This is a genomic window from Arenimonas terrae, assembly GCF_006265115.1.
GTDB classification, from domain to species: domain Bacteria; phylum Pseudomonadota; class Gammaproteobacteria; order Xanthomonadales; family Xanthomonadaceae; genus Arenimonas; species Arenimonas terrae.
In genome coordinates, this window is record NZ_SMDR01000001.1 from 1,051,841 (window position 1) to 1,075,510 (window position 23,670).

General features: G+C 69.9%; 24 protein-coding genes and 1 pseudogene. 17 read left to right on the forward strand and 8 right to left on the reverse strand.

What is annotated here, in order from left to right; all coding sequences use genetic code 11:
• Positions 1-8: 8 nt before the first annotated feature.
• Entirely contained in the window at positions 9-1,571 is a 1,563-nt protein-coding gene (murJ, locus tag E1B00_RS05075) for a murein biosynthesis integral membrane protein MurJ (RefSeq protein ID WP_139446286.1), read from the reverse strand.
• A gap of 140 nt (positions 1,572-1,711) precedes the next feature.
• Here murJ and rpsT point away from each other — a divergent pair, with 140 nt between their 5' ends.
• Entirely contained in the window at positions 1,712-1,981 is a 270-nt protein-coding gene (rpsT, locus tag E1B00_RS05080) for a 30S ribosomal protein S20 (protein ID WP_139446288.1), read from the forward strand.
• Positions 1,982-2,102: 121 nt separating this feature from the next.
• On the opposite strand, the gene cgtA is transcribed toward rpsT, so the two are convergent.
• The 3 genes from cgtA to rplU form a co-directional block, all read right to left on the reverse strand.
• Positions 2,103-3,176 (reverse strand): Obg family GTPase CgtA, encoded by a 1,074-nt coding sequence (cgtA, locus tag E1B00_RS05085; protein ID WP_139446290.1) that lies wholly within the window; start codon positions 3,174-3,176, stop codon positions 2,103-2,105.
• A 147-nt stretch (positions 3,177-3,323) separates the two neighbouring features.
• Positions 3,324-3,584, reverse strand: coding sequence for a 50S ribosomal protein L27 (gene rpmA / locus E1B00_RS05090; RefSeq protein ID WP_139446293.1), 261 nt, complete (start codon positions 3,582-3,584; stop codon positions 3,324-3,326).
• An 18-nt stretch (positions 3,585-3,602) separates the two neighbouring features.
• Positions 3,603-3,914 carry a 50S ribosomal protein L21 gene (gene rplU / locus E1B00_RS05095; RefSeq protein ID WP_139446295.1) on the reverse strand — a complete coding sequence of 104 codons (312 nt, stop codon included), beginning with the start codon at positions 3,912-3,914 and terminating at the stop codon, positions 3,603-3,605.
• 312 nt (positions 3,915-4,226) lie between these two features.
• Here rplU and uvrA point away from each other — a divergent pair, with 312 nt between their 5' ends.
• On the forward strand, positions 4,227-7,130 hold the full coding sequence (gene uvrA, locus E1B00_RS05100; RefSeq protein ID WP_139446296.1) for an excinuclease ABC subunit UvrA: 2,904 nt from the start codon (positions 4,227-4,229) through the stop codon (positions 7,128-7,130).
• On the forward strand, positions 7,127-7,528 hold the full coding sequence (locus tag E1B00_RS05105; protein WP_139446298.1) for an acyl-CoA thioesterase: 402 nt from the start codon (positions 7,127-7,129) through the stop codon (positions 7,526-7,528). The genes uvrA and E1B00_RS05105 overlap by 4 nt, the downstream gene beginning before the upstream one ends.
• On the opposite strand, the gene E1B00_RS05110 is transcribed toward E1B00_RS05105, so the two are convergent.
• Positions 7,525-7,968, reverse strand: coding sequence for a copper chaperone PCu(A)C (locus E1B00_RS05110; protein ID WP_139446300.1), 444 nt, complete (start codon positions 7,966-7,968; stop codon positions 7,525-7,527). The genes E1B00_RS05105 and E1B00_RS05110 overlap by 4 nt on opposite strands.
• 38 nt (positions 7,969-8,006) lie before the next feature.
• Here E1B00_RS05110 and E1B00_RS05115 point away from each other — a divergent pair, with 38 nt between their 5' ends.
• The 3 genes from E1B00_RS05115 to E1B00_RS05125 are packed head-to-tail and all read left to right on the forward strand — an operon-like array spanning position 8,007 to position 10,615.
• Positions 8,007-9,473, forward strand: a complete 1,467-nt coding sequence (locus E1B00_RS05115; RefSeq protein WP_139446302.1) for a DUF4139 domain-containing protein — start codon at positions 8,007-8,009, stop codon at positions 9,471-9,473.
• 9 nt (positions 9,474-9,482) lie between these two features.
• Positions 9,483-10,235: an enoyl-CoA hydratase/isomerase family protein gene (locus tag E1B00_RS05120; RefSeq protein WP_139446304.1), complete on the forward strand. Its 753-nt coding sequence runs from the start codon at positions 9,483-9,485 to the stop codon at positions 10,233-10,235.
• Between the two features lie 5 nt (positions 10,236-10,240).
• Entirely contained in the window at positions 10,241-10,615 is a 375-nt protein-coding gene (locus E1B00_RS05125; protein WP_176693123.1) for a hypothetical protein, read from the forward strand.
• On the opposite strand, the gene E1B00_RS05130 is transcribed toward E1B00_RS05125, so the two are convergent.
• The 3 genes and pseudogenes from E1B00_RS05130 to E1B00_RS05140 form a co-directional block, all read right to left on the reverse strand.
• The gene (locus tag E1B00_RS05130) at positions 10,616-11,473 is read right to left on the reverse strand and encodes a sulfurtransferase (RefSeq protein WP_139446307.1); all 858 of its coding nucleotides are present in this window, start codon (positions 11,471-11,473) and stop codon (positions 10,616-10,618) included.
• Positions 11,470-12,275 (reverse strand): annotated as a pseudogene (locus tag E1B00_RS05135) (NUDIX hydrolase). The gene E1B00_RS05130 and the pseudogene E1B00_RS05135 overlap by 4 nt, the downstream one beginning before the upstream one ends.
• 54 nt (positions 12,276-12,329) lie before the next feature.
• Positions 12,330-13,058 carry an FKBP-type peptidyl-prolyl cis-trans isomerase N-terminal domain-containing protein gene (locus E1B00_RS05140; RefSeq protein WP_139446308.1) on the reverse strand — a complete coding sequence of 243 codons (729 nt, stop codon included), beginning with the start codon at positions 13,056-13,058 and terminating at the stop codon, positions 12,330-12,332.
• A gap of 150 nt (positions 13,059-13,208) precedes the next feature.
• On the opposite strand from E1B00_RS05140, the gene E1B00_RS05145 reads away from it, so the two are divergent.
• The 11 genes from E1B00_RS05145 to pstB all read left to right on the forward strand — a co-directional run bounded on the left by E1B00_RS05145 (position 13,209) and on the right by pstB (position 23,658).
• Entirely contained in the window at positions 13,209-13,991 is a 783-nt protein-coding gene (locus E1B00_RS05145; protein WP_139446310.1) for an enoyl-CoA hydratase/isomerase family protein, read from the forward strand.
• Between the two features lie 16 nt (positions 13,992-14,007).
• On the forward strand, positions 14,008-15,507 hold the full coding sequence (gene rsxC / locus E1B00_RS05150; RefSeq protein WP_139446311.1) for an electron transport complex subunit RsxC: 1,500 nt from the start codon (positions 14,008-14,010) through the stop codon (positions 15,505-15,507).
• Positions 15,504-16,547, forward strand: a complete 1,044-nt coding sequence (locus E1B00_RS05155) for an RnfABCDGE type electron transport complex subunit D (RefSeq protein ID WP_139446313.1) — start codon at positions 15,504-15,506, stop codon at positions 16,545-16,547. The genes rsxC and E1B00_RS05155 overlap by 4 nt, the downstream gene beginning before the upstream one ends.
• On the forward strand, positions 16,544-17,212 hold the full coding sequence (gene rsxG, locus E1B00_RS05160; protein ID WP_139446314.1) for an electron transport complex subunit RsxG: 669 nt from the start codon (positions 16,544-16,546) through the stop codon (positions 17,210-17,212). Before E1B00_RS05155 ends, rsxG begins: the two co-directional genes overlap by 4 nt.
• 13 nt (positions 17,213-17,225) lie before the next feature.
• Complete coding sequence (locus tag E1B00_RS05165; RefSeq protein WP_139446316.1) at positions 17,226-17,867, forward strand: electron transport complex subunit E; 642 nt, start codon at positions 17,226-17,228, stop codon at positions 17,865-17,867.
• Positions 17,864-18,499 (forward strand): endonuclease III, encoded by a 636-nt coding sequence (gene nth / locus E1B00_RS05170; protein WP_139446317.1) that lies wholly within the window; start codon positions 17,864-17,866, stop codon positions 18,497-18,499. The genes E1B00_RS05165 and nth overlap by 4 nt, the downstream gene beginning before the upstream one ends.
• A gap of 104 nt (positions 18,500-18,603) precedes the next feature.
• Positions 18,604-19,743: an OprO/OprP family phosphate-selective porin gene (locus E1B00_RS05175; protein WP_139446319.1), complete on the forward strand. Its 1,140-nt coding sequence runs from the start codon at positions 18,604-18,606 to the stop codon at positions 19,741-19,743.
• A 153-nt stretch (positions 19,744-19,896) separates the two neighbouring features.
• Positions 19,897-20,922, forward strand: a complete 1,026-nt coding sequence (gene pstS, locus E1B00_RS05180; protein ID WP_139446320.1) for a phosphate ABC transporter substrate-binding protein PstS — start codon at positions 19,897-19,899, stop codon at positions 20,920-20,922.
• A gap of 84 nt (positions 20,923-21,006) precedes the next feature.
• Complete coding sequence (gene pstC, locus E1B00_RS05185; RefSeq protein WP_139446322.1) at positions 21,007-21,972, forward strand: phosphate ABC transporter permease subunit PstC; 966 nt, start codon at positions 21,007-21,009, stop codon at positions 21,970-21,972.
• On the forward strand, positions 21,972-22,835 hold the full coding sequence (pstA, locus tag E1B00_RS05190) for a phosphate ABC transporter permease PstA (RefSeq protein ID WP_139446324.1): 864 nt from the start codon (positions 21,972-21,974) through the stop codon (positions 22,833-22,835). The genes pstC and pstA overlap by 1 nt, the downstream gene beginning before the upstream one ends.
• Entirely contained in the window at positions 22,828-23,658 is an 831-nt protein-coding gene (gene pstB / locus E1B00_RS05195) for a phosphate ABC transporter ATP-binding protein PstB (protein ID WP_139446326.1), read from the forward strand. The genes pstA and pstB overlap by 8 nt, the downstream gene beginning before the upstream one ends.
• The last annotated feature ends 12 nt before the right edge of the window (positions 23,659-23,670 follow it).

Below are 23,670 nucleotides of genomic sequence, written 5' to 3' on the forward strand. Positions count from 1 at the left end.
GGCCCGGTTCAGGCTTCCCGCAGGTGGCGCGGCCGCACCCCGGCGATCAGCAGGCCGAGGCCGTAGGCCAGCGCGCCCGCACCCACCACCAGCAGCAGCCAGCCCAGCCGCAGGTACCAGGCGCCGAGCCCCGCCCAATCGCCCAGCTGCAGGCGGGCATAGGCGACGGCCGCCACCATCAGCAGGGATCCGAGCAGGATCTGGCCGAACAGCCGCAGCCAGCCCTTCTCCGCGCGGTAGGCGCCCTGGCGGATCAGGTAACGCCACAGCAGGGCCGCGTTGAGCACGCCGGCCAGCGCGGTGGCCAGCGCGATGCCGCCGTGCGGCGCGACCACGCCGGCCGCGCGCAGCGCCAGTACCAGGGCCGCCGTCAGCAGGATGTTGGCGAACACGGTGATCACCGCGGCGCGCATCGGCGTGCGGGTGTCCTGGCGGGCATAGAACGCCGGCAGCAGCACCTTGCTGAGCATGAAGGCCGGCACGCCGACGCTCATGGCGACGACGGCGATGGCGACCATACGGGTGTCGTCGGCGGTGAATTCGCCGTACTGGAACAGGGTCGCGCACAGCGGTTCGGCCATCAGCGCCAGGCCCAGCGCGGCCGGGATGCTGACCAGGGCCACCAGGCGCAGGCCCCAGTCGAGCGCGTGCGAATAGCCCGCCGCGTCGGTGGCGGCGTGCCGGCGCGACAGGTGCGGCAGGATCACCGTGCCGATCGCCACGCCGAACAGGCCCAGCGGGAACTCGACCAGGCGGTCGGAGTAATACAGCCAGGCCTGCGCGTTGCTCACCAGCATGGACGCGAACATCGTGCCCACCAGCAGGTTCAGCTGCGACACCGAGGACGAGAAGATCGTCGGCAACATCAGCCCGAACACCCGGCGCACGCCCTCGTGGCGGAAGTTCACCTTCAGCCGCGGCCGCAGCCCCAGGCGGCCCAGGGCGGGCCACAGCAGCGCCCACTGCGCCAGGCCGGCCAGAAACACACCCCAGGCCAGCGCGTATTCGGGCACCTCGAAATACCGGGCCAGTCCCAGCATGGCGGCGATCACCGCCAGGTTGTGCAGCACCGGGGTGAAGGCCGGCAGGCCGAAGCGGCGCACGCTGTTGAGGATGGCGCCGGCCAGGGCCGTCATCGAGATGAAGGCCAGGTAGGGGAAGGTGATCCGCAGCATGTCGGCGGTCAGGGCCACCTGCTCGGAGTCCTTGCCGGCGAACAGCAGGAACAGGCGCGCGATCCAGGGCGCGAACAGCATGCCCAGGCCGGTGATGACCGCCACCGTGGCCAGCAGGGCGCCGGCGATGTGGTCCAAGAAATCCTGCAGGGCCTCGCGGTCTCCCCGCTGGTGCAGTTCCGACAGCACCGGCACGAAGGCAGACGAGAACGAGCCCTCGGCGAAGATCCGCCGCAGATAGTTCGGGATGCGGTAGGCCACCACGAAGGCGCTGACCGCCGCCCCCGTGCCGAACAGGGAGGCCTGGAGCAGGTCCCGGGCAAGCCCGGCGATCCGGGACAGGAAGGTCATGGCGCTGAACACCGCCGTGGACCGCAGCAGCCCGCCCCGGCTCATGCCCCCACCTCGGCCGCGGCCCGGGGGAATTGACTCAAGCCTTTGACTCGCCCATAATTCCGGGTCTTTCGCGCACCACCCCAATTCCGCCGCCGGCTCCGACCGACCCGGCCAACACTTTCAGAGTTCAGGAGCCCTCCGTGGCCAACATCAAGTCCGCCAAGAAGCGCGCCAAGCAGACCGTCGTCCGCAACGCCCGCAATTCCAGCCAGCGTTCCATGCTGCGCACCGCCGTGAAGAAGGTCCTCAAGGCCCTGGAAGCCAAGGACGCCCCGGCCGCCGAGGCCGCGTTCGCGACCGCCCAGCCGATCCTGGACCGCTATTCGGCCCGCGGCCTGATCCACAAGAACAAGGCTGCCCGCCACAAGAGCCGCATCTCCGCCCACATCAAGGCGCTGAAGCAGGCCTGATCCGGCCACACCGGAGGGTTGCAGCGAAAGGCCGGCGCAAGCCGGCCTTTCTGCTTTCGGGGCTCCGGCGGAATGGCGGGACATCCGTCCCGCCCCCCTTGCCCCGGGCACGCCGCAGGCCTCACGCATTGCGCGTCATCTCCGCCCGGGCCGCGGCGTCTTCCGCCGCTTCCAGCGCCGCCGCCTTCTGGTCGTCGAAGAACTGCTGGATCTTGAGCACGACCGGCCAGGTGCCCTCGCGGCCGATGGCCGAGACCATGAACCAGGGCTCCTTCCAGCCGAGCTCCTGCACCAGCGCCTCGGCGCGGGCCTGGCGCTCTTCCTCCGGCAGCAGGTCGGCCTTGTTGAGCACCAGCCAACGCGGCTTTTCCAGCATGCCCGGGTCGTACTTGCGCAGCTCGTTCTCGATCGCGCGCACCTGGGTGGCCGGGTCGACGCCGTCGTCGAAGGGCGCCATGTCCACGAGGTGCAGCAGCACGCGGGTGCGCTGCACGTGGCGCAGGAACAGGCTGCCCAGGCCGGCGCCGTCGGCGGCGCCCTCGATCAGGCCCGGGATGTCGGCGATGACGAAGCTGCGGTCCATCTCGACGCTGACCACGCCCAGGTTCGGGTAGAGCGTGGTGAACGGATAGTCGGCCACCTTCGGCGTCGCCGCCGAAACGGCGCGGATGAAGGTGGACTTGCCGGCGTTCGGGAAACCGAGCAGGCCGACGTCAGCCAGAAGCTTCAGCTCGAGCCGGATCTCGCGCTCTTCGCCCGGCGTGCCGGTGCCGGCCTTTCGCGGCGCGCGGTTCACCGAACTCTTGAAGTGCACGTTGCCCTTGCCGCCGATACCGCCCTGGGCCACCAGCAGGCGGTCGCCGTGTTCGGTGAGGTCGCCGATGATCTCGTCCGTTTCGACGTTGATCACCTCGGTGCCGATCGGCACGCGGATCACGATGTCCTCGCCGGCCTTGCCGAAGGCCTGGCGGCCCATGCCGCTCTGGCCACTCTGGGCCCGGAACTGGCGCTGGTGCCGGAAGTCGATCAGCGTATTGAGGTTCTCGTCGGCTTCCAGAAAGACACTGCCGCCATTGCCGCCGTCGCCGCCGTCAGGGCCACCGAGCGGAATGAACTTCTCGCGCCGAAAGCTGATGCAGCCGTTACCGCCCTTTCCGGCGTACACCATGATCTGGGCTTCATCGACGAATTTCACAGGCATGTCCCTGGCGGGGGCGCGAGGCCGTCCGCCGCGATTGTGGGCCGTCCGCATCGCGCCGTGAAGGGCGCTGACCGCGGAGGCCGGGTTCAGAAACGAAAAGCCCCGCCGAAGCGGGGCCCTTCAAGCCGGTCCGGGCTGGCCTCAGGCCGCCGGGACGACGCTCACGGTGCGACGCTTCTTCGGACCCTTGACCGAGAAATCCACCACGCCGTCCACGAGGGCGAACAGGGTGTGGTCACGGCCGAGGCCGACGCCGGCGCCCGGATGGAACTCGGTGCCGCGCTGGCGCACGATGATGTTGCCGGCTTCGATGGCCTGGCCGCCGTAGATCTTGACGCCCAGGTACTTCGGATTGGAATCGCGACCGTTGCGCGACGAGCCTACGCCCTTTTTCTGTGCCATGGCTTTATCTCCTCGCGCTTAGCCGGCAATGCCGGTGATTTCGATTTCGGTGAAGTACTGCCGGTGGCCCATCTGCTTGCGATGGTGCTTGCGGCGACGGAACTTGACGATGCGGACCTTGTCGAGGCGGCCGTGCGACTTGACGGTGGCGGTGACCTTGGCGCCCGAAACGTTCGGGGTGCCGATGGTGACCTTGTCGCCATTGCCGATCATCAACACGGAGTCGATGTCGAAGCTCTTGCCTTCCTCGAGGTCGATCTTCTCGACCTTCAGGGTCTCGCCCTGCATAACGCGGTACTGCTTACCGCCGGTAACGATGACTGCGTACATGACCGGGATTCCTCTGTAGTTATTTTGGTCAAACCTGCCCCGCGGTCACGGGACAGAAGCGGAATTCTAGGGGAAACAGGCCGTTACGGTCAAACCCCACCACACTCCCGGCCCGCGGCCCAAGGCCGGGATGCCCCTCGCCCCTGTCCCGGGGCCGGGACAAGGGACCTCTCCAAGCCCGCGGCCAACCCCGGAAGCCGGCCGCAAACCCTTGGCCTGTCAGGCATTTATCCCATTACCTGGAGGGTCACAGCCTGCCCACGGCGCCCTGCTAAACTGCCCGGCTACTCCTCCGGAGCCGCCCCCAGGCGCATGGATACGATCCGAATCCGCGGTGCCCGCACCCACAACCTGAAGAACATCGACCTGGACCTGCCCCGGGACCGGCTGATCGTCATCACCGGCCTGTCCGGGTCCGGCAAGTCCTCCCTGGCCTTCGACACCATCTATGCCGAGGGCCAGCGCCGCTACGTCGAGTCGCTGTCGGCCTATGCCCGGCAGTTCCTGAGCGTGATGGAGAAGCCTGACGTGGACCACATCGAGGGCCTGTCCCCGGCCATCTCGATCGAGCAGAAGTCCACCTCGCACAACCCGCGCTCGACCGTCGGCACCATCACCGAGGTCTACGACTACCTGCGCCTGCTGTTCGCCCGCGTCGGCACCCCGCGCTGCCCGGACCACCACTACCCGCTCGAGGCCCAGACCGTGGGCCAGATGGTGGACCAGGTGCTGGCCCTGCCCGAGGATCGCCGCTACATGCTGCTGGCCCCGGTGATCCGTGAGCGCAAGGGCGAGCACGCCCAGGTCTTCGACCAGCTGCGCGCCCAGGGTTTCGTGCGCGTGCGCGTCAACGGCGTGCTGCACGAACTCGACGCGGTTCCGGCCCTGGCCCTCCGCCAGAAGCACACCATCGAAGCGGTGCTCGACCGGTTCAAGCCGCGCGCCGAACTCAAGCAGCGACTGGCGGAAAGTTTCGAGACCGCGCTCAAGCTCGGCGACGGCCTGGCCCAGGTCCAGGACCTCGACGACGAATCCGTCGCGCCCCTGCTGTTCTCGTCCAAGTTCAGCTGCCCGGTCTGCGACTACGCCCTGCCCGAGCTCGAGCCGCGCCTGTTCTCCTTCAACTCGCCGGTCGGCGCCTGCCCGTCCTGCGACGGCCTCGGCGTCACCCAGTTCTTCGACCCCTCGCGCGTGGTCGTGCACCCGGAGCTGAGCCTCGCCGCCGGCGCGGTGCGCGGCTGGGACCGCCGCAACGCCTATTACTTCCAGCTGATCGCCTCGCTGGCCAAGCATTACGGCTTTGATCCCGACACGCACTGGCAGGAGCTGAGCGAGCAGGTGCGCCAGGCCGTGCTGTTCGGCAGCGGCGAGGAAGTGATCAACTTCACCTACCTCACCGAATCCGGCGGCCGCACCCAGCGCAAGCACAAGTTCGAGGGCATCGTGCCCAACCTCGAGCGCCGCTACCGCGAGACCGAATCGCAGGTGGTGAAAGAGGAACTGGCCAAGTTCATCTCCGACCGCCCCTGCCCCGACTGCGGCGGCGCGCGCCTGAACCGCTCGGCCCGCAACGTCTTCGTCGCCGAACGCAACCTGCCGCAGATCACCCAGCTGCCCGTGGACGAGTCGCTGGAGTTCTTCAGCCACCTGAGCCTGGCCGGCTGGCGCGGCGAGATCGCCGCCAAGATCGTCAAGGAGATCCGTGACCGCCTGCGTTTCCTGGTGGACGTCGGCCTCGACTACCTGACGCTCGAGCGCAAGGCCGACTCGCTCAGCGGCGGCGAAGCCCAGCGCATCCGCCTGGCCAGCCAGATCGGCGCCGGCCTGGTCGGCGTGATGTACGTGCTCGACGAACCCTCGATCGGCCTGCACCAGCGCGACAACGAGCGCCTGCTCGGCACCCTCACCCGCCTGCGTGACCTCGGCAACACGGTGATCGTGGTCGAACACGACGAGGATGCGATCCGCCTGGCCGACCACATCGTCGACATCGGTCCGGGCGCCGGCGTGCACGGCGGCGAAGTCGTCGCCCAGGGCAGCTACGAAGATGTGCTGAAGGCGCCGCGCTCGATCACCGGCGCCTACCTGTCCGGGAAGCGCCGCATCGAGATCCCGAAGCAGCGCCACAGGCCCAATCCGAAGATGTCGCTGAAGCTGCTGGGCGCCAGCGGCAACAACCTCAAGAACGTCGACCTGACCGTCCCGGCCGGGCTGTTCACCTGCATCACCGGCGTCTCCGGCTCGGGCAAGTCGACGCTGATCAACGACACGCTCTACCACCTGGCCGCGAACGAACTCAACGGCGCCTCGCACACGCCGGCGCCGTATCGCGAGATCCAGGGCATGGAGCTGTTCGACAAGGTCGTGGACATCGACCAGTCGCCGATCGGCCGCACGCCGCGCTCGAACCCCGCGACCTATACCGGCCTGTTCACGCCGCTGCGCGAGCTGTTCGCGCAGGTGCCTGAGGCGCGCGCCCGAGGCTATTCGCCGGGGCGCTTCAGCTTCAACGTGCGCGGCGGTCGCTGCGAGGCCTGCCAGGGCGACGGCCTGATCAAGGTCGAAATGCACTTCCTGCCCGACGTCTACGTGCCCTGCGACGTCTGCCACGGCAAGCGCTATAACCGCGAGACGCTGGAGATCCACTACAAGGGCTACAGCATCCACGACGTGCTGGAGATGACGGTCGAGGACGCGCTGAAGCTGTTCGAGCCGGTGCCGACCCTGGCGCGCAAGCTCGAGACCCTGATGGACGTCGGCCTGAGCTACATCAAGCTCGGCCAGTCGGCAACGACGCTGTCGGGCGGCGAGGCGCAGCGCGTCAAGCTGTCGAAGGAACTGAGCCGGCGGGACACCGGCCGCACGCTCTACATCCTCGACGAGCCGACCACCGGCCTGCACTTCCACGACATCGAGCACCTGCTCGCGGTGCTGCACAAGCTGCGCGACGACGGCAACACCATCGTCGTGATCGAGCACAACCTGGACGTGATCAAGACCGCGGACTGGGTGATCGACCTGGGCCCGGAGGGCGGCCACCGCGGCGGCATGATCCTGGCCGAGGGCACGCCCGAGGCGCTGGCGGCGACGCCCGGTTCGCATACCGGCCGCTTCCTCGCCAAGATGCTCACTCCGGCGGTCGCGGCCAAGGCCCCGGCCAAACCTGCGGCCAAGCCGGCCGCGCCGGCGCCATCGAAGCGGAAGAAGAGCGCATGAGCGCCGTCGTCTACACCCTGGCCATCGAAGCGCGCTGGCGCGACATGGACGCCTTCAACCACGTCAACAACGCCAGCTACCTCGGCTATATCGAGGAAGCGCGGGTGCGCTGGTTCAAGTCGCTCAGCGCCGACTGGGCCAACGAGACCTCCGCGCCGGTGATGGCTTCGGTGACGGTCAACTACCGCCGCCCGGCCGTGTGGCCGGAAACGCTGCGCATCGAGCTGATCGCCGAACGCGCCGGCAACAAGAGCCTGACCCTGGGCCACCGCATCACCGCCGCCGGCGATCGCGACGTGCTGTACTGCGATGGCCACACCATCCTGGTGTGGATCGACCGCAGCGGCCAGTCGGTGCTGCTGCCGGAGAACGTGCGCGCCGCCTGCGCCGTGGGTTAGGGCGCGCTGCGCCGCACCGGCACTTCCACGTACAGCCGGCGGCCGTCCGCCAGCACCAGCCGCAACCGCGCGCTGTCGCCTTCGGCCAGCGGCCGCAGCGGCTTCATCAGCATCAGGTGCAGGCCGCCGGGCTCGAAGCGCAGCGACGCGCCGGCGGCGACGACCATCCGCCCCGCCGGCCGCATCCGGCTGACGCCGTCCACGAGTTCGGTTCGGTGGATCATCGGCATGCCGAAGTCCCGGCTCTCGACGTCCACCACCTCGACCGCGGCGGCGCAGGGATTGCGCAGCACCAGGTACCCGGCCAGCGTGCTGGCGCCCGGCGGCGCGGCGCGCACCCACGCCTTCTCGATCACCGGCGCGCAGTCGGGCGCCGCCCCAACGGCGGCTGAAGCGGACAGCCAGAGGGTCAACCCCAGGCACGGGCGGAGTACGTTCATGGGCCTATGATAATCCCACGCGCCCCCAGGAGTTCCGCATGACCCGCACCCTGCTCGCCGTCGCCATCGCCTCCATGATCACGTCCACCGCCCACGCCGCCGAACCGCGCCTCACCGTCTACAGCGGCGATTACGACGCCGTGGTGCAGTCGGAGGCCATGCCCGGCGGCCCCGGCTTCGCGCTCTACGAGGCCGGCATCGGCTTCGACCTGCGCAGCGGCGCCAACCGCGTCAGCCAGGGCGGACTGCCGAGCGCGCTCGACGCCAGTTCGGTGCGGCTCAAGCCGCGCGGCGACGCCAGCGTGCGCGGCCAACGCTTCGATTTCGCCATCGCCGGCCAGGACGAACTGCTGCGCCGTTCGATCGGCCAGACCGTCACCGTCGAGCAGTCGGGCAACGGCGGCCGCCAGAGCCACACCGGCGTGCTGATGGCCGCCGGCAACGGGCTCACCCTGCGCCTGCCCGACGGGCGGGTGAAGGTGCTGTCGGAATATTCGAGCTTCGAGCTGGCCGCGATGCCCGACGGCATCGTCAACGAACCCACGCTGTCCTGGGATATCACCGCCGGTGCCGCCGGCCGCCAGGACTTCGACCTGTCCTACGCCAGCGCCGGCCTGGCCTGGCGCGCCGAATATCAGGTGGACCTGAGCGGCCAGGCCAAGGCCTGCCGCATGGACATCGACGGCGCCGCGATGGTGGTGAACCGCTCCGGCGCCGACTTCAACGGCGTCGCCCTGACGCTCGTCGCCGGTCAACCGAACCGCGCCCCCGCCTCCGGGCCGATGCAGGCCAAGGCCTATGGCCGCGCCGAGATGATGGCGGCCGACGCCGCTGCGCCGCAGCCGGTCGCCTCGGGCGAATATCACGCCTACCGCCTGCCCGGCAGCGCCTCCCTGCCCCAGGGCAGCGTGCAGCGCCTGCCGCTGATCGATGCGACCCGCGGCATCGCCTGCGAACGTCGTTACGAAACCCGCTCGGCGATGGGCGGCTGGCGCCCGCCCTACCCGATGATCGACGCCAACTTCAATGCCGAGACCGGCGAGCAGCCGGTGATCGCCGGCCTGCGCTTCGACAACCGCAAGACCGGCGGACTGGGCATGCCCCTGCCGGCGGGCCGCGTGCGCGTATTCGACAACGGCGACCTGCTGGGCGAGGCCACGATGGGCCACACCCCGGCCAATGCCGAGGTGGAACTGGACCTGGGCACCGTATTCGACCTGACCGCCGAGCGCAGCCGCGAGGATTTCCAGGTCGACCGCGCCGGCCGCACGATGGAAGAGCGCATCAGCATCGTCGTGCGCAACGCCAAGCCGGAAGCGGCCACGGTGCACGTGCTCGAGACGCTGCCGCGCTGGAGCGACTGGGAGGTGGTCTCCAGCACCGTGCCCGCGACCAAGCGCGACGCCCAGTCGGCGACCTTCGCGCTGTCCGTGCCGGCGGGCGGCGAGGCGAAAGTCACCTACACGGTGCGGTATCGTTGGGCCCCCGACGTCCAGATTCCCTGAGGCCCACCGATGAGCATCGAACTGCACCGCCATGGCGACATCCACGAAATCCGCCTGGCGCGCCCGCCGGTCAATGCGCTGACGCCGGAGCTGCTTTCGGCGCTGCGTGCGGCGGTGCAGGCGGCGCCCGCCGAGGGCGCCCGCGGCATCGTGCTCACCGGCGGCAGCAAGGTGTTCTCCGGCGGCATGGACGTGCCGCACCTGATGGGACTGGACCGCGCGTCGCTCAAGGCCGGCTGGGCGACGCTGTTCGCGGCCGCGCGGGCCCTGGCGGATTCGCGCGTGCCGGTGGTTGCGGCCATCGGCGGGCACAGCCCGGCCGGCGGCTGCGTGCTGGCGCTGTGCTGCGACTACCGGATCATGGCGCGCGGCCCGTTCCGGATCGGTCTCAACGAGGTGCAGGTCGGCCTGGTGGCTCCGGACGCGATCCAGCACCTGATGCGTCGCGTCGTCGGCACCTACCGGGCCGAGCGGCTGCTGGTCGCCGGGTCGCTGGTGGAATCCGAGCAGGCACAGGCGATCGGCCTGGTGGACGAACTCACCGACGCCGAACATGTGCTCGCCCGCGCGCTCCATTGGCTCGAGGAGCTGCTGAAGCTGCCGTCTGCGGCGATGCTGGCCAGCCGCCAGGTCGCGCGCACCGACATGATCGCCGCGCTCGAAGCCTTCAGCGACGACCACCTCGATGGCTTCATCGAAGACTGGTACGCACCCGGCACGCAGGCGGCGCTGCAGGCGCTGGTGGCGCGCCTGAAGAAGTGACGCTGGTGAAGGGCCTGCCCCGACTCGCGCTGCTGTCGCTGCTCGCCCTGCTCGCCGCCTGTGCCGAGCCGGTGCCCGAGGCCTACGCCGACTACGTCGGGCACTGGCGCGGCGACGGCGTACGCCTGGTGATCCGGGCCGACGGTCATGCCGACTACGACCGCGTGCAGGGCCGCACCCACGTGGCGATCGAGGGCAACGCCCACAGTTTCAGCAAGCGCGGCTTCCGTATCGGCATCGGCCCGCTCAGCGCGGACTTCAAGGTGCAGCAGGCGCCGGAGGTCGAGGACGGCCGCTGGCGCATGACCGTGGACGGTGTCGAACTGACCCGCATAGACATCCTGCCGGTCGAGTCCGGCCAGCAAAGCCTGCGGCTCTGATCAGTCGCCGGTGGCCACCGGCCGCGCCGGCTGGCTGACCCAGCCGCTCCACGACGGCGCGTAGATGCGCGCGCCGGAAAGGCCCGCATGCTCCATCGCCAGCAGGTTGTGGCAGGCGGTGACGCCGGAGCCGCAGCTGAGCACGATCCCGTCCGGCGCGCGCCCCTGCAGCAGGGCCTCGAAGTCCGCCCGCAGCTGCGCCGGATCGCGGAAGACGCCCTGCTCCATGTTCTCCCCGTACGGCCGGTTCAAAGCGCCGGGAATGTGGCCGGCGACCGGATCCAGCGGCTCCACCTCGCCGCGGAACCGCTCCCGCGCGCGCGCGTCCAGCAGCCAGCCCGGTGCGGTCGGCAGGCGCGACAGCACTTCGTCGGTGCCCGCAACCTGGGCCAGGTCGAATTCGCCTTCGTAGTGCCCGGCGTGCAGGGTCGGCTCGCCGGTTTCCAGCGGCAGGCCGAGCGTGCGCCAGCGCGAGAAGCCGCCGTCGAGCACGGCGACCCGACGATGCCCGAGCAGGCGCAGCAGCCACCAGAAGCGCGCCGCCGCCATCGCACCGTCGCCGGCGTCGTAGGCGACCACCTGCGAACCGGGCGTCACGCCGAGCCGCGCCAGCAGCGCGCGGAAATCGGCCGCTTCCGGCAGCGGGTGCCGGCCCAGCGATGCGGGCTTGCGATGGTCGGACAGGTCGCGGTCCAGGTGTGCGTGGCCGGCGCCGGGCAGATGCGATTCGCGCCAGGCGCGCTCGCCCGCGCCGGGGTCGGCATTGGCGAGCACGTGCCGGCAATCGACGATCACCAGGTCCGGGCGGCCCAGCGCGGCCACCAGGTCCTCGGCGGAAACCAGGGTGGTCCAGTTCATGTGGCCTGCTCCAGCCGGTGGCGGAAATTCACCAGCATCGCGGCGGTCGCGCCCCAGATGCGGTGGCCCTCGTAACGGTACTCCAGCAGCCGGCGGCGGCGCCCCTGCCAATCCATCTCGAGCTCGCGCACGTTGGCGGGGTCGAGCAGGAAATGCAGCGGCACCTCGAAGGCTTCCGCCACCTCGGACGGATCCAGTCGCGGCACGTAGCCACCCGACACCGTCGCGACGACCGGGTAGACGTGGAAGCCGGTGATGGTGACGAAGGGATCCAGATAACCCCGCGGAGACGACAGTGCCGCCGCGAGTCCGACTTCCTCCTCGGCTTCGCGCAGCGCCGCCGCCACCGGATCGGCGTCGTCGGCCTCGATTCGGCCACCGGGAAAACTGACCTGGCCGGCGTGGAGGCGTAGCGCCTCGGTGCGCCGCGTCAGCAGCACGCAAGGGCCGTTGGCGCGCTCGATCAGCGCAATCAGCACGGCGGCAGGCCGCAGCGGCGCGCCGGCGGGCAGCAGGTCGGAAAGTTCGGGAAGGTTCCAGCCGGGCCCCGAGGGGGGCTGGTCCAGCGCGTGCAGCGCGCGGGGCAGGCGTTCGATCGGGTCGAACGGCGGGGTCACACGCGCTGCGCCTCGCGCCCCGGCAGCACCACTTCCATCAGGTGCAGGCGCTCGTCGTCGTTCATCTGCGACCACCGCGCGATCTCGGCCGTGGTCCGCAGGCAGCCTTCGCACAGCCCCGCCCGGTCGAGCGAACAGATCCCGACGCAAGGGCTGAGCACGGCGCGGAAGGAAGGGTTGCTCATGCTCCGGACACGAAACCGCCGCGCCGGGAGACCCGGCGCGGCGGCGGTGTGTGCTTACTTGACGCTGACCAGCTTGATGTCGAACACCAGGGCCTGGCCCGGGCCGACCGGCGAACGCGGATCGTTGCCGAAGGCCTTGTCGGCCGGCAGGAACACTTCCCAGCGGGCGCCCGTCGGCATCATCACCAGGGCCTCGCGCACGCCCGAGATCGGGAAGTCGCTGACCTTGAAGCTGGCCGGGGTCGGGTTGGCCTGGGCGTAGGTGTTGGCGAACTCCTGGCCGGTCGACACCGAACCGCGGTAATGCATCTGCACGGTGCTGGCGGCGGTCGGCTTGGCGCCCGCACCCGGCTCGATCACGCGGTACTGGATGCCGTTGGGCAGGGTGGTGACGCCCGGCTTGGCGCGGTTGGCGGCCAGGAAGGCATCGGACTTGGTCTTGTTCTCGCGGGCGACGCGTTCGAACTCGGCACGGGCCTGGCTGACCATGCGCTGCTGCAGGCCGCCCAGCTGGGCCGCCATCTGCTCTTCCGGATGGGCCGGAGCGCGCTTGGCGAACCCGTCCTGCAGGGCGCGGATGACGGCGTTGATGTCGACGTCCACGTTCTGCTGGGACAGATCCTTGCCCAGGTCGTAACCGATCGCGTAGCTCAGCACCGCCTTGTTGACCGGAGCGGGAGCCGGCTGGGACTGCGGCGCCGGAGCCGGGGCGGTCTGGGCCAGGGCAACGCCGGCGCTCAGACCAAGGGCCGCCAGACTGGCAGCCAACAGACGCAACTTCATCAGGAATCTCCAGTTGTGGATGCGGGGCGATGTGGCACCCCAAAGGCCGCGCTAGGATAGCCCCCGCACGGCTGAACCGCTACTGACACCAGCCATCGCCCGGATCCGACCCGTCCTGGCGGCCCAAGTTCCATATCCCACGGAGTTCCCATGGCTTTCAGCAACCTGCTCGTCGAGGACCGCGGCGCCGTCCGCCGGATCACGCTCAATCGCCCCGACAAGCTCAATGCCCTCAACCACGCGACGCTGACCGAACTGCATGCCGCCTTCGAAGCCGCCGGCGCGGATGAAGCGGTGCGCGTGGTCGTGCTCACCGGCGCCGGCCCGAAGGCCTTCGTCGCCGGCGCCGACATCGCCGAGATGAATGGACTGAGCCCGGTCCAGGCCCGCGATTTCTCCCGCCACGGCCAGCGGCTGATGTCGCGCATCGAACAGCTGGGCAAACCCGTGCTGGCCATGGTCAACGGCTTCGCCCTGGGCGGCGGCCTGGAGCTGGCCATGGCCTGCCACCTGCGCATCGCCGCCGACAGCGCCAAGCTCGGCCAGCCCGAAGTCAATCTGGGCCTGATCCCCGGCTTCGGCGGCACCCAGCGCCTGCTGCGCCTGACCGGCCGCAGCGCCACGCTCGAGCTGTGCCTGCTCGGCACACCGATCGACGCCGCGCGGGCCGCCCAGATCGGCCTGGTCACCCGGGTGGTCCCGGCCGACCAGCTGGAGCCCGAGACGCAGAAATGGGCCGAACAGCTGGCCGCGGCCGCGCCACAGGCGCTGCGCGGCGTGCTCGACGCCGTGCTGCTGGGGGGCGAGGCGCCGCTCGAGGCCGGCCTGGACTACGAAACCCAGGCGTTTGCCCTGGCGTTCTCCACCGAGGACATGAAGGAAGGCACCGGCGCCTTCCTGGCCCGGCGCAAGCCGCTGTTCACGGGCCGCTGAGCCGCTGAGGCCGGCCATGCGCCCGTCCCGCTTCCACGGCGGCCTGCGCCTGGCCGGCCACAAGGCCGAATCCACCGCCGACGCCCTGCGTCCCTGCCCGCCGCCGCCGCTCCTGCGCCTCTCGCTGGCCCAGCACGCCGGGCGCCCGGCGCGGGCCCGCGTGGCGGTCGGCGAGCGGGTGCGCCGCGGGCAATTGCTTGGCGAGGCCGACGGCGAGCTCAGCGCCGGGGTGCACGCGCCGCGCGCCGGGCGGATCGAGGCGATCCGGGCTGGCGAGCTGCCGGGTTTCCCGGGCCTGCCGAGCATCGAGGTCTGGCTGGCCGTCGAGGGCGACGAATCCATCACGCTGCCGCCGCTGGAGGGCCTGGCCAGCGAACCGACGGCGCTGCGCGAACGCATCCGGGCCGCCGGCGTGGTCGGACTGGGCGGCGCCGGCTTCCCCACCGCGGAAAAACTCGCGATCGGCCGCGAGCTGCTGATCCTCAACGGCGCCGAGTGCGAGCCCTGGATCGCCTGCGACGACGCGCTGCTGCGCGAACATGCTGACGAGGTCGTGCTGGGCGGACGCTTGTTGGCCCGCGCCGTCGGCGCCGGCCGGATCCTGCTCGCCGTCGAGGACAGCATGACGGCCGCGCTCGACGCCTGCCGCCGGGCGGTCGCTGCCCACGGCGGAGGCGCCGTCGAACTGGCCGTGGTGCCGACGATCTATCCTGAGGGCGGCGAACGCCAACTGATCCAGGCGCTGACCGGACGCGAGGTGCCGCGCGGCGGCCTGCCGCGCGACCTGGGCGTAGTGGTGCAGAACGTCGCCACCGCGCGCGCCGCCTGGCGCGCCGTGGTGCACGGCGAAGCGCTGACCGAACGCATCGTCACCGTGACCGGGCCTGGCGTGGTCCGGCCCGGCAACTACGTGGTGCCGCTGGGCACGACGGTGGCGCATCTGGTCGCCCAGGCCGGCGGCTACACGCCCGACGCGGCGCGGCTGCTGCTCGGCGGGCCGATGATGGGTCTGGCCCTGCCGCATGACGACGTGCCGCTGGGCAAGACCCACAACTGCGTGCTCGTGCAGTCCGCCGCCGACGTAGACGCCGAAGCCCGCGAGCCGGAAATGCCCTGCATCCGCTGCGGCGACTGCGCGCCGGTCTGCCCCGCGCGCCTGCTGCCGCAGCAGCTGCTCTGGCAGGTCCGCGCCGGCCGGCTGGACCGCGCCGTGGACCAGGGCCTGTTCGACTGCATCGAGTGCGGCTGCTGCGACCTCGCCTGCCCCAGCCACATCCCGCTGACCGCGTATTTCCGCCACGGCAAGGGCGAACAGCGCGTGCGCGAGGCCGAAGCGGAACGCGCCGACGCCGCCCGCATTCGCCACGAATCGCGCCAGCAGCGGCTCGAACGCGAGGCGGCCGAACGCGCCGCGCGAGATGCCGCGCGCCGCGACGCCGCCACCAGCAGCGACGCCGTCGCCGCCGCGCTCGAACGCGCGCGGGCCCGCCGCGGCGATTCCGGCGCGGCGCCATGAAGACCTTCGCCACCGCCAGCGCGCCGCACCTGCCGCCGCGCCGCAGCGTGCGCACCGTGATGGGCCTGGTGCTGCTGGCGCTGGCGCCGGGCGTGGCCGCGCACGGCTGGTTCTTCGGCCCGGGCATCGCCATCCAGATACTGCTCGCCGCCGCGTTCGCGCTGGCCTTCGAGGCGGCGATGCTGCGGGCACGCGGCAAACCGCTGCGGCCCTTCCTCACCGACCTGAGCGCGCCGCTCACCGCCGTGCTGTTCGCGCTGTGCGTGCCGCCGCTGGCGCCATGGTGGATCGCCGCGATCGGCATGGCGGCGGCGATCGTGCTCGCCAAGCAGCTGTTCGGCGGCCTGGGCCACAACCTGTTCAATCCGGCGATGGTCGGCGTGGCGGTGGTGCTGCTGTGTTTCCCGCGCGAGTTCACCCAGTGGCTGCCGCCGGCAGGCCTCGATCCCGAAGTCGGAATGCCGGGGGTCGGCGACAGCCTGCGCGCCGTGTTCACCGGCGAGCTGCCGCCGCCCTGGCGCTGGGACATGCTGGCGCAGGCGACGCCGCTGGACACGGTGCGCACGCTCGCCGGCCAGGGCGCGACGCTGGCGGAGATCCGCCACGACCCGCTGTTCGGCGATTTCGGCGGCCGCGGCTGGGAATGGATCGCCAACTTCTTCGCGCTCGGCGGCCTGTTCCTGCTCTGGAAACGCGTGATCCCCTGGCAGGTGCCGGTGGCGACGCTGGGCACGGTGATCCTGCTGACCCTGCCGTTCTGGCTGTACGACCCCGACCTGCATCCCTTCCCGCTGCAGCACGTGTTCTCTGGCGCGCTGGTGCTGGGCGCGTTTTTCATCGCCACCGATCCGGTCAGCGGCTGCACCACGCCGCGCGGGCGGCTGCTGTTCGGCGTCGGCGTGGCCGTGCTGACCCTGCTGATCCGCCGCTGGGGCGCGTTCCCGGACGGGGTCGCCTTCGCCGTGCTGCTGATGAACTGCGCGGCGCCGTGGATCGACCTGCACACGCGCCCGCGCATCTACGGCGAGGCCGGGCGATGAGCGCCGGCCGCGAACCGCTGCGGGCCGCCGCCCAGCTGGCGCTGGCGGGACTGATCGCGGCCCTGCTGCTGGCCGGCACCTGGGCGCTGACCCGCGACCGCATCGTCGCCGCCGAGCACCGCGCGCAGATGCAGGCGCTGGAGATCGTGCTGCCGCCGGACCGCTACGACAACGACCTGGTCGCCGATGCCGTGCAGGTCCAGGCGGCCGCGTGGCTCGGTCGCGAAACCGCCACCGTGCACCGCGCCCGCCTGCGCGGTGAGGCCAGCGCGCTCGTGCTCGAAGCCACCGCGAACGACGGTTACGCCGGCCCCATCCACCTGCTGGTGGCGGTTGCCGACGACGGCCGCGTGCTCGGCGTGCGGGTCACCGCGCACCAGGAAACGCCGGGCCTGGGCGACGACATCGAAGCCGGACGCAGCGACTGGATCACCCGTTTCGCCGGCCGTGCGCTCGGCGACCCGCCCGCCGCCGATTGGGCGGTGCGCAGGGACGGCGGCCGCTTCGACCAGTTCGCCGGCGCCACGGTGACGCCGCGCGCGGTGGTGCGGGCGGTGAAACGCTGCCTCGAATTCGCGGCGCGCCACGGCGACGAGATCCGCGCCGCGGCGCCGGGCGTTACACTGCGCATCGAGTCCGCGCCCGACGACCACCGGCCCAGATGACCGCCAGCCCGCGATGAGCGCCCCCAACGCCCGCAGCATCCTCGAATACGGCCTGGCCAGCGGCAACACCGGGCTGGTGCAGCTGCTCGGCCTGTGCCCGCTGCTGGCGGTGAGCAACAACGCGGTGAACGCGCTGGGCCTGGGCCTGGCGACCGTCGTCGCGCTCACGCTCACCAATGCCGCGGTGTCCCTGCTGCGCCGGCTCAGCGGCCGCGACGTGCGCATCCCCGCCTTCGTGATGATCATCGCCGCCGTGGTCACCTCGATCGAACTGGCGCTGCGCGCCTGGCTGCCGGAGCTGCACGCGGTGCTGGGCCTGTTCATTCCGCTGATCGTCACCAACTGCGCGCTGATGGGCCGGGCCGAAGCCTTCGCCTCGCGGCACGATCCAGCGCGGGCAGCGCTCGACGGTTTCGCGACCGGCCTGGGTTTCCTGTGGGTGCTGCTGGCGATCGGCGCGCTGCGCGAGGCCATCGGCGAGGGCAGCCTGTTCGCGGGCGCCGGCCGCCTGCTCGGCCTGCCCGCGCTGGAGTTGTCGGCGCCGGACTATCCCGGTTTCCTGCTGGCCCTGCTGCCGATCGGCGCCTTCCTGACGCTGGCCGGGCTGGTCGCTCTGCGCCAGGGCTGGCGGCAACGGCGCGGAGCCAGGGCATGAAGCCGGACCAGCGCCGCGAGCTGTTCGCCCGCCTGGCCGAGCTCAATCCCCATCCCAAGACCGAACTCGAATACACCACGCCGTTCGAGCTGTTGGTGGCGGTGACGCTGTCGGCCCAGGCCACCGACGTCGGCGTCAACAAGGCCACACGCAAACTCTTTCCGGTCGCGAACACGCCGGAAAAGATCCTGGCGCTCGGCGAGGACGGCCTCAAGCGCTACATCTCGACGATCGGGCTCTACAACGCCAAGGCCGCCAACATCATCGCCGCCTGCCGGATCCTGGTCGAACAACACGGCAGCGTGGTGCCGCAGGACCGGGAGTCGCTGGAAGCGCTGCCGGGCGTCGGGCGCAAGACCGCCAACGTCGTGCTCAACACCGCCTTCCGGCAGCCGACCATGGCCGTGGACACGCACATTTTCCGCGTCGCCAACCGCACCGGCCTGGCGCCGGGCAAGACCGTGCGCGCGGTGGAGGACAAACTGCTCAAGGCCGTGCCGCCCGAGTACCTGATGGACGCCCACCACTGGCTGATCCTGCACGGCCGCTACGTCTGCAAGGCCCGGAAACCAAACTGTCCCGGATGTGTCATCCGCGACCTGTGCCGGTTCAAGGACAAGACCCCGGCCTGAGCGTCGGGCCTTCGCTGTCACATGTCAGCCCCTGTCACAATAACGAAACCTTCACGTCCTAACCTGCGCCGGCCTCCCCACCTTCCATCCCGCAGGGATCCGACATGAAACTCGCTCCGAAGCTGCTCGCCGCCGCCGTCCTGGCCGCCCTCTCCACCCCGGCCCTGGCCGAGATCACCATCGACGTCGTTGGTGGTTCCGAGGTCTCCTTCGAAGGCCTGGTCCAGTTCGACTACAACGACTTCGACAGCGACGTCGTCAACCTCAACGGCGACATCCTGGACGGCGACAGCGCCGACAACGAGCTGCGCCGCGCCGAGATCGTGCTCAAGGGCAAGGGCCCGGGCATGTTCAACTGGGTCGTCGGCTACGACGCCAAGGCCGACAAGTTCCTCGACACCAACGTCAACTACCGCTTCAGCGGCAGCACCGTGCTGACCGTGGGCCAGTACAAGCAGCCCAACAGCCTGGAAGAACTGTCGAGCACCAAGAACAACGACTTCATCTCCAAGGCCATGGTGACCAACACCTTCGGCATCGCCCGCCGCCTCGGCGTCGCGCTGGGCACCGGCGGCGACACCTGGACCCTGACCGGCAGCGTGTTCGGCCGCGAGCTGACCCGCAACCTGGCCCACGGCTCCGGCTACGGCGCCCGCTTCACATGGGCCCCGATCAACGAGTCCGGCCGCCTGTTCCACCTCGGCCTGTCGGCCGTGGACTACGACACCGACGCCGACACCGTGCGCATCCGCACCCGCCCGCAGGCCGACCTGGCCAGCGCGCGCCTGGTCGACACCGGCAACCTGACCAATACCGACCGCCAGCAGACGCTGGGCGTCGAGGGCATCTGGGTCCAGGGCCCGTTCAAGCTGCAGGCCGAATACATGCAGTCCACCGTGGACCGCTACTCCAGCCCGGAAGACTTCACCGGCAGCAGCGGTTACGTTTCCGGCGTCTGGAACGTCACCGGCGAAACCTGGGGCTACAAGAACGGCGTCATCGCCACCAACCTGCCGGACGAGCCGGCCTCGGGCATGTGGCAGCTGGGCCTGCGCTACGACACCATCGACCTGGACGACGGCACCGTGCTCGGCGGCCAGATGGACTCCTGGACCGCCGGCGTGAACTGGTACTGGCGCTCCAACACCAAGTTCTCGCTGAACTACGTCGCGGTCGAGTCCGAGCGCCGCGGCGTGCAGGACGACCCGAACATCCTCGAGGCCCGCGTCCAGTTCTACTGGTAAGCCGGTCCGAATGGCGCCCCACCACCGGGGCGCCATTTTTCTCTCCGACGCCGCGATGTAACCCGGCTGTCACATTCGTCATAAATCATTGTCTGGCCCGGCCGGCGCTCCCTCCCCGCGCCCCGGGCCCCCGAATCTCCCAAGGAGTTGACCGTGTTTAGCTCGATCAAAGCCAAGACCCGCATCGCCGTCCTCGCCATCGCGGCCGTGGTCGGTTCCCAGGCCCAGGCCGCCGAAATCACCGGCGCCGGCGCCTCCTTCGTCTTCCCCGTGATGTCCAAGTGGTCGGCGGACTACAACAAGGCCACCGGCCACCGCATCAACTACCAGTCCATCGGCTCGGGCGGCGGCATCGCCCAGATGAAGGCCAACACGGTCGACTTCGGCTCGTCCGACGCGCCGCTGAGCCCGGCCGACCTGGCCGCCTCCAACCTGGTGCAGTTCCCGTCCGTGATGGGCGGCATCGTGCCGGTGGTCAACATCGCCGGCGTCACCCCGGGCAAGATGCGCCTCAACGGCACCGTGCTGGCCGACATCTTCCTGGGCAAGATCAAGACCTGGAACGACCCGGCGATCGTCGCGCTCAACCCGGGCCTGACCCTGCCGGCCCAGCGCATCACCGTCGTGCACCGCTCGGACGGCTCGGGCACCACCTTCAACTTCGTCAACTACCTGTCCAAGGTCAGCCCGGAGTGGAAGTCCAAGGTCGGCGAAGGCACCTCGGTGCGCTGGCCGACCGGCGTGGGCGGCAAGGGCAACGAAGGCGTCACCGCCTATGTGAAGCAGATCAAGGGCGGCATCGGCTACATCGAGCTGTCGTACGCACTGACTAATAAGATCGCCTACACCGCGATGCAGAACGCCGCCGGCAACTTCGTCCAGCCCAGCGCCGAGACGATCCAGGCCGCCGCCGCCAGCGCCGAGTGGGCGACCTCGAAGGACTTCTTCCTGATCGTCACCAACGCGCCGGGTGAGAACTCCTGGCCGATCAGCGCCACCAACTTCATCCTGATGTCCAAGCAGCCCAAGAGCGTCGAAAACGCCCGCCATGCGCGTGAGTTCTTCGACTGGGCCTACGCCAACGGCGACCAGCAGGCCAGCGCCCTGGGCTACGTGCCGCTGCCGGACGCGCTGGTGGAGCAGATCAAGGCCTACTGGACCAGCACGCTGGCGAAGTAAGCCCGTCACAAATCCGTCGCGCGCGCCCCACGGCGCGCGCGGCTGTTTCCGGGCCCCGAAGCCCCACGGACGATCAGGACACCCATGCACAGCCCCGCCGCCAACGCCGACCCCGCACCGCGCTTCCTCGACGGAGCCGGCGACTGGGTGTTCCGCAACATCGTCGCCATCGCCGGCTGGTTCGTGCTGATCACCCTGGTGCTGGCGGCCTTCTCGATGTACTGGGGCGGCCGCGAGGCCTTTGCGGAATTCGGCTGGGGCTTCCTGACCTCGACCGACTGGGATCCGGTGCAGGAAAAATACGGCGCGGCGGTCGCCATCTACGGCACGGTGGTCACGACCGCCATCGCCATGCTCATCGCGGTGCCGGTCAGCTTCGGCATCGCCCTCTTCCTCACCGAGGTGGCGCCGGCCTGGATCCGGCAGCCGCTCGGCGCCGCCATCGAACTGCTGGCCGGCATTCCCTCGATCATCTACGGCATGTGGGGCCTGTTCGTGCTGGCGCCGATCCTGGGCAACCACGTCTACCCCTGGATCGACGAGAACCTGGGCCAGCTGCCAGTGATCGGCACGCTGTTCTCCGGGCCGCCGCTGGGCATCGGCATGCTCACCGCCGGCATCGTGCTGGCGATCATGGTCATCCCCTTCATCTCCTCGGTGATGCGCGAGGTGTTCCTGACCGTGCCCACGCGCCTGAAGGAATCGGCCTACGCGCTCGGGTCCACCACCACCGAAGTGGTCTGGGACATCGTGCTGCCCTACACCCGCTCGGCGGTGATCGGCGGCATCTTCCTGGGCATGGGCCGCGCCCTGGGCGAGACCATGGCCGTCACCTTCGTGCTCGGCAACGCCCACTACATCAGCCTGTCGCTGCTGGAGCCCGGCAACTCGATCGCGGCCAGCGTCGCCAACGAATTCGCCGAGGCCACCACGCCGATGTACCAGTCGGCCCTGCTGGCCCTGGGTTTCCTGCTGTTCGTGGTCACCTTCATCGTGCTGGCGATCGCCAAGCTCATGCTGATGCAGCTCAAGAAGCGGGAGGGCAAATAATGTCCGCCGTCGCCGACCGCCTGTTCCTCAAGCGCCGCATCGTCAACGGCGTGTCCCTGGTGCTTTCCGCCGCCGCCGCGCTGTTCGGCCTGTTCTGGCTGGTCTGGATCCTGTGGACCACGTTCACCAAGGGCGTGGACGCGATGAGCCTGAGCCTGTTCACCGAGATGACCCCGCCTCCGGGCGAGGAAAGCGGCGGTCTGCTCAATGCGATCGCCGGCAGCCTGGTGATCAGCGGCCTGGCCGTTCTGCTGGGCGCGCCGATCGGCGTCGCCGCCGGCACCTACCTGGCCGAGTACGTGAACCACCGCAAGCTCGGCGAGGTTATCCGCTTCGTCAACGACATCCTGCTCTCGGCGCCGTCGATCGTGCTTGGCCTGTTCGTCTATACCCTGGTGGTGCGCACGACCGGCGGCTTCTCCGGCCTGGCCGGCGCGGTGGCCCTGGGCTTCATCGTGCTGCCGGTGGTGGTGCGCACCACCGACGAGATGCTGCGCCTGGTGCCGACCCAGATGCGGGAGGCGGCCCTGTCGCTGGGCATCCCGCAGTGGAAGGTCACCACCCAGATCCTCTATCGCGCCGCCGCGCCGGGCATCGTCACCGGCATCCTGCTGGCGCTGGCGCGCATCAGCGGCGAAACGGCGCCCCTGCTGTTCACCGCGTTCAACAACCAATACTGGAACCTGGACATGACCTCGGCGGTACCCAACCTGCCGGTGACGATCTTCCAGTTCGCGCTCAGTCCGTTCGAGTACTGGAACAAGCTGGCCTGGGCCGGCGCCTTCCTGATCACGATGTTCGTGCTGCTGGTCAGCCTCACCGCCCGCTATTTCCTGCTGCGCAAGAAGATGAGCCATGACTGACGCCATGATCAATCCCGCCCCGATCGCCATCAGCACGGCCGTCCCGGCCGCCGTCGAGCTCGCGCCGCGGTCGGCCAAGCTCACGGCGCGCAACCTCGCCTTCCACTACGGCGCCTTCACCGCGCTCAAGGACATCAACCTGGAGGTGCCGGAGAAGCGCGTGACGGCGCTGATCGGTCCGTCCGGCTGCGGCAAGTCGACGCTGCTGCGCATCTTCAACCGCATCTACTCGATCTACCCGGGCCAGCGCGCCACCGGCGAGGTGATCCTGGACGGCGAGAACGTGCTCGACCCGAAGTACCCGCTGAACAAGCTGCGCAGCAAGATCGGCATGGTGTTCCAGAAGCCTGTGCCGTTCCCGATGTCGATCTACGACAACATCGCCTACGGCATCGGCCACTACGAGAAGCTGTCGCGCTCGACCATGGACGACCGGGTCGAGGAGGCGCTGCGCCAGGCGGCGCTGTGGGACGAGGTCAAGGACAAGCTCAAGCAGAACGCGCTGGGCCTTTCCGGCGGCCAGCAGCAGCGGCTGTGCATCGGCCGCGCGGTAGCGCTCAAGCCCGAGGTGATCCTGTTCGACGAGCCGACCTCGGCGCTGGACCCGATCGCCACCGGCAAGATCGAGCAGCTGATCGCCGAGCTCAAGCAGCAGTTCACTATCCTGATCGTCACCCACAACATGCAGCAGGCGGCGCGCTGCTCGGACTACACGGCCTTCATGTACCTGGGCGAGCTGGTCGAACACGGCGTCACCTCGACGCTGTTCACCAAGCCCACCAAGCAGCAGACCGAAGACTACATCACCGGCCGTTTCGGCTGAGCACAGGACGCC